Source organism: uncultured Halorubrum sp. (assembly GCF_937146585.1).
In the GTDB taxonomy this organism is placed as follows: Archaea; Halobacteriota; Halobacteria; order Halobacteriales; family Haloferacaceae; genus Halorubrum; species Halorubrum miltondacostae.
Genome location: NZ_CAKZRO010000074.1, coordinates 1 through 5157, shown reverse-complemented (window position 1 = coordinate 5157; position 5157 = coordinate 1). Strand labels below are relative to the sequence as shown.

At 67.6% G+C, this 5157-nt stretch carries 4 protein-coding genes; 2 read left to right on the top strand and 2 right to left on the bottom strand.

Translation table 11 applies throughout. The features are described 5' to 3' along the window. The first annotated feature begins 35 nt into the window (after positions 1-35). Entirely contained in the window at positions 36-2696 is a 2661-nt protein-coding gene (locus tag Q0116_RS06895) for a valine--tRNA ligase (RefSeq protein ID WP_297886596.1), read from the top strand. Between the two features lie 31 nt (positions 2697-2727). Here Q0116_RS06895 and Q0116_RS06890 read toward each other — a convergent pair whose 3' ends face one another. After that, on the bottom strand, positions 2728-3783 hold the full coding sequence (locus tag Q0116_RS06890; RefSeq protein WP_297886595.1) for a quinone-dependent dihydroorotate dehydrogenase: 1056 nt from the start codon (positions 3781-3783) through the stop codon (positions 2728-2730). A 94-nt stretch (positions 3784-3877) separates the two neighbouring features. Then, a complete protein-coding gene (locus Q0116_RS06885) occupies positions 3878-4081 on the bottom strand; it encodes a hypothetical protein (RefSeq protein WP_049931938.1) in 204 nt (67 codons plus the stop codon). Positions 4082-4444: 363 nt separating this feature from the next. Here Q0116_RS06885 and Q0116_RS06880 point away from each other — a divergent pair, with 363 nt between their 5' ends. Continuing rightward, positions 4445-4774, top strand: coding sequence for a non-histone chromosomal MC1 family protein (locus Q0116_RS06880; protein ID WP_297886594.1), 330 nt, complete (start codon positions 4445-4447; stop codon positions 4772-4774). Positions 4775-5157 lie beyond the last annotated feature (383 nt).

The following is a 5157-nucleotide window of genomic DNA, read 5'->3' as shown; positions in this document are numbered from 1 at the left end:
CCGTTAAGGGGGAACCGGCGGAACGTGTGACCGAAATGCCCAGTGGTGAGTACGACCCCGACGCCGTCGAGCCGCGCTGGCAGCGGCGATGGGTCGACGAGGAGACGTACGCCTATTCCGACGACGACCCGGTCGACCCGAACACCGTCTTCTCCATCGACACGCCCCCGCCGACGGTATCGGGGAGCCTCCACATGGGCCACCTGTACGGGTTCACCCTCCAGGACTTCGTCGCGCGCTTCGAGCGGATGAACGGCGGCGAGACGTTCTTCCCGTTCGGCTACGACGACAACGGCATCGCCTCCGAGCGGCTCACCGAGGACGAGCTCGACATCCGCCACCAGGACTTCGAGCGGCGCGAGTTCCAGGCGAAGTGCCGAGAGGTCTGTGCCGACTACGAGGAGCAATTCACCGAGAACGTCCAGTCGCTCGGCGTGTCGGTCGACTGGAACCACACCTACCAGACGATCGAACCCCGCGTCCAGCGCGTCTCGCAGCTCTCGTTCCTCGACCTGTACGAGCAGGGTCGGGAGTACCGCGAGAAGGCCCCCGCGATCTGGTGTCCCGAGTGCGAGACCGCCATCTCGCAGGTCGAGACCGAGGACGACGAACAGGGGAGCCACTTCAACGACATCGCCTTCCCCGTGGTCGGGGGCGACGCGGACGACGACCTCCCGGCCGAGTTCGTCATCTCGACGACGCGGCCCGAGCTCCTCCCCGCGTGCGTCGCCGTCTTCGTCCACCCGGACGACGAGGAGAATCAGGCCCTCGTCGGCGAGTCCGCCGAGGTGCCGCTGTTCGGCCACGAGGTGCCGATCATCGCCGACGAGCGCGTCGACATGGAGACCGGCTCCGGCATCGTGATGTGCTGTACGTTCGGCGACCAGAACGACATCGAGTGGTACCAGGTCCACGACCTGGACCTCCGGGTCGCCATCGACGAGTCCGGCCACATGACCGGCGTCGCCGAGGCGTACGAGGGGCTCCACGCCGACGAGGCCGGCGAGGCCATCGTCGAGGACCTCGACGAGGCGGGTGCGCTGCTCGACCGCCGCGACATCACCCACACGGTCAACGTCCACGAGCGCTGCGGGACGAGCGTCGAGTTCCTCGTCACCGAGCAGTGGTACATCGAGATGCTCGACAAGACGGACGAGTACCTCGCGGTCGGCCGCGAGATGGACTGGTCCCCCGAGAAGATGTTCACCCGGTACGAACACTGGGTCGAGGGGCTCCAGTGGGACTGGCTCATCTCCCGCCAGCGCTCCTCCGGCATCCCGTTCCCGGTGTGGTACTGCGATGACTGCGGCGAGGTCGTCGTCGCCGACAAGGCCGACCTGCCGGTCGACCCGCTCTCCGACGACCCGCCGGTCGACGCCTGTCCGGAGTGCGGTCACGACGCCTTCGAGCCCGAGGACGACGTGCTCGACACGTGGGCCACCTCCAGTCTCACGCCCCTGATCAACGCCGGCTGGGACTGGGACGACGAGGCCGGTGAGTTCACGATGGAGCGCCCGGAGCTGTATCAGTTCGACCTCCGACCGCAGGGCCACGACATCATCAGCTTCTGGCTGTTCCACACCCTCGTCAAGTGCTACGAGCACACCGGCGAGGTCCCGTTCGAGGAGACGATGATCAACGGGCACGTCCTCGACGAGAACCGCGAGAAGATGTCGAAGTCCGTCGGCAACGTCGTCGAGCCCGAGGCGGTCCTCGAGGAGTTCCCCGTCGACGCCACGCGCTACTGGGCGGCCGGCACCGCCGTCGGCGACGACTTCCCGTTCAAGGAGAAGGATCTCCGCGCGGGCGAGAAGCTGATCCGGAAGCTGTGGAACGCCTCGAAGCTCGTCGAGTCGCTCGCGCCCGAGCCGTTCCCGGCCGAGCCCGAGGGCGGCCTCCGCGAGCTCGACCGCTGGCTCCTCGCCGAGCTCGACGCCGAGGTCGAGCGGCTCACCGACCTCCTCGACGACCGCGCGTTCTCGAAGGCGCGCGACGAGCTCCGGAGCTTCTTCTGGAACACGTTCTGTGACGACTACCTCGAGATCGCGAAACAGCGCGAGGACGACGCGGCCGCGTACACGCTCCGGACCGCGCACCGCCGGTTCCTGAAGCTGTTCGCGCCGCTGCTCGCGCACGTCACCGAGGAGCTGTGGCACGACATGTACGCCGACGCGGCTGACAAGGCCGCCCTCGCGGACGGCGCGAGCGACTCGATCCACCTCGCCGACTGGCCCGAGCCGCTCGGGGTCGAGGCCGACCGCGACGCCGGGACCGCCGCCACCGCCGTCGTTGGCGCGCTCCGCAAGTACAAAAGCGAGAACCAGCTCCCGCTCACCGCCGCGCTCGACGCGGTGGAGGTGTACGCCGACGTGCGCGGCTTCGAGGACGACATCACCGGCGTGATGCACGTCGACGACCTCGCGGTCCACCCCGACGGCGACGCGCCCGTCGAGACGGTGATCACCGGGATCGACCTCGACTACGCCACCGTCGGTCCGAAGTACGGCGACCAGGTCGGCGACATCGAGGCCGGCTTGGCGCAGGAGGACTACGAGCTCGCCGACGACGAGCTCCACGTCGCGGGCGTCACGCTCGTCGACGAGGAGTTCGCGGTCGAAGAGGAGCGGCAGTACCGGGGCGAGGGCGAGCTGCTTCAGGCCGACGACGTCGTCGTCATCGTGCGCAACGACGCGTAACCCGCCTTCGTTTCCCTCTTTCTCGACCCGCTCACAGGTCCGCGCCGACGGCCGCCGCGACCGAGCCGAACCCGTCCCGTTCGAGCAGTTCGAGGAGCCCCTCGTTGATGTCGCGCGCGAGGCTCGGCCCCTCGTAGACCAGCCCCGTGTACAGCTGTACCAGCGAGGCCCCCGCGCGTATCTTCTCGTACGCCCCCGCGGCGTCTGAGATCCCGCCCACGCCGATCACGGGCACGTCCGTCCGCTCCGCGACGAACCGTATCCGCTCCGTCGCGAGCGACTCGACGGGCTTCCCCGAGAGCCCGCCGCGCTCCGCCCGGTTGTGGCTCCCCAACGAGTCCGGGCGCGACGTCGTCGTGTTCGTCGCGATGACGCCGTCGAGGTCGAGGTCGTCGACGACGCCGAGCGCGTCCTCGACCGCCGGCTCCGGGAGGTCCGGGGAGAGCTTCACGAGGAGGGGGTCGGCCCCCGCGTCGTCCAGCGTCCCGAGGATACGTTCCAGCGCCTCGCGGTTCTGGAGCTCGCGGAGGCCAGGCGTGTTGGGACTGGAGACGTTGACGACGAAGTAGTCGCCCGCGTTCGCGACGCGCTCGTACGTGTAGAGGTAGTCGTCGGGCGCCTCCTCGAGCGGCGTCGACTTCGACTTCCCGATGTTGATCCCGACCGGCACGTCCGGGAGGGGGTCGCGGTCGAGCCGCTCGCCCACCCTGTCCGCACCCTCGTTGTTGAACCCCATCCGATTGACGAGGGCCTCGTCCTCGGGCAAGCGAAACAGCCGCGGCCGCGGGTTCCCGGGCTGTCGCTCCGCGGTGACGCCGCCGACCTCGACGTGCCCGAACCCGAGCGACGCCAGCGCTCGCGGCACGTGCGCGTTCTTGTCGAATCCGGCGGCGACGCCCACGGGGTTCGGGAACGCCGCCCCGAACGCGTCGACCTCAAGTCGGTCGTCGTCGACGACGTACCGACCGGCGAGTGCGTCGCCGACCGGCGTTCCCTGGACTCCGCCCAGCAGTCGGTGGATCAGTCCGTGCGCCGTCTCCGGCGGCAGCCGGAACAGTGCTGGCTTCAACAGGTCGTACGCGCCCATCGTCTACGTGTCGTCGCGAGCGACAATCAATCCGCCGACCGCGGTCCGCGTCGCCGTCGCTCGGCGTCGCGGTAACTCCGCTCACCCGCTCGCGTCAGAAGTCGTGCTCGAGTTGCTCCGGGTTGGCGTCCGCCTTCTGGATGATTATCTTCCCGTCTCGGACCCGGACGAACACCTCGTCGCCGATCTCCATGCCGGCGACGGCGAGTTCGTCCTCGTGGAGGTTCACGTGGACGTTGTGGTACTCCCCCTCGTCGTCCTTGGCGCCACTGGGGCTGAGCTTCTTTTTGCGGACCATCGCGGGTGTACTTGTCGCACTTGGCCATAGCAGACACATAAGTGTTGTTTACCCGCACTCCGCGCCGGTCTCCGCCTCTCACGCACGTCGGCCTCCGTTACCAAGCCAGCGTGACTCGCGTCGGGAGCCGCCTCCCGACTCCTCGACAGCGGGCGGAGTTCGAACCGCTCCCGACTCTCGAAAGCGCGCTCGCGCGGGAGCGACGGGTCGACAACTTCGCTCCGACAGCGGCGACCGCCCGTCGTCGCTCCGCAGAATCGCTACCAGCAGCCGGGATCGTATATAAAGATTGTGCCGCACAGCTTTCATTTCCCCGATATATTTATTACACACTGTGTGCTGGTTTCACACGGAGGCAAAACCATGGTACGTGAAGACGGTAAGCGAAACTTTGCCCTTCGGGAGGAGGACGGATCGGAACCGAGCGAGTTCTCGGGGAACATGCCGCGGCAGGCGGCACTCAAAGCGGCCCGGACGCTCGAGCCAGCGCCCTCCGAGGAGGACGCGGACCGAACGACTCTCCGGCTCCGTGAGAAGGGGACGCGGAAAGTCCACGAGTACGAGGGATGGGCGTGGAAGGACAGCGCTCCGGAAGTCGACGAGGCCGACGAGGACTTCTGGCTCAACGACCTCGACGACATCACGAAGGCCAACGTTTCGAAGCAGGGCATCGAGTACCTCGAGGAGGAGTAATCCCCGGGCGTTCCGGTTCCGATCTCTCGTTTTCCGCACCGCGTAGCCCCGCCGCTACGGAGTCGATCGCTACGTTGCCGCGGAGAGGCCGTCTCGGACGGCGCGCTCCGTGCTCGGCCTCGATCCGGTCAGTTACGCCGCTCCTCCCGGCATGAAATCGCATGACGTGGCGTCGGTAGTTCGACGGGGTTAAGTACAACCCGGGCATTCGAAGAAATGCGAAGAACGCAACGCGGACTCGGGCCGTTCAACTCGGCCCGGTTTCGCTGGACCAGTACCGTTTCGATGGGTTTATGACCCGTCGCCCGGTACGTTCAGGTCCGCGAAGGATGAGGATCACGCCCCCTGCGCTCCGGCGTAAGCGGTGATCTGATGTGAGCCGT